Genomic DNA, 514 nt, shown 5'->3' on the forward strand with positions numbered 1-514 from the left:
GGGAGAGTATATCTAATTCAACTACAGCTATATCAGAGTTGGTCAAAAATGCTTATGATGCCGACGCTAGTAATGTAAAATTATCTTTTTTTAATTTAACTAAACCTGTTTCTACTATGATCATCGAGGATGATGGAAATGGAATGAGTTTAGATCAACTTATTGAAAAATGGTTGAGAATTGGGACTGAAAATAAAACTATCAATGCCACTTCACTATCTGGTCGTGTTTTAACCGGTGCAAAAGGCTTAGGTCGATTAGGCATAGACAGATTATGCAAAAGAGTTATTCTTCAAACTAAGAGTGAAAGTGATGACTCAATATTTCAAATAGATGTTGATTGGAGACGATACGAGTCAACTAATCAAAGTTTTTTTGATATTAAGCATAAGATTCATTCCATCCCTTTTCCATATTCAGATAAATATGGTAATGCATTGATTGCCGGAAGTGGAACGAGATTGATTTTAATTGGTCTCAAAGATGATTGGAATGGATATATAAAAGACGATCT

General features: G+C 33.3%; 1 protein-coding gene. It reads left to right on the forward strand.

The genetic code is table 11. From position 1 onward, the window contains the following. Window positions 1–514, forward strand: a 514-nt coding sequence (locus EPG66_RS22835) for an ATP-binding protein (RefSeq protein WP_182688192.1), incomplete at both ends; no start/stop codon positions are given.

The organism is Pantoea pleuroti, assembly GCF_014156615.1.
GTDB classification, from domain to species: Bacteria; Pseudomonadota; Gammaproteobacteria; order Enterobacterales; family Enterobacteriaceae; genus Pantoea; species Pantoea agglomerans.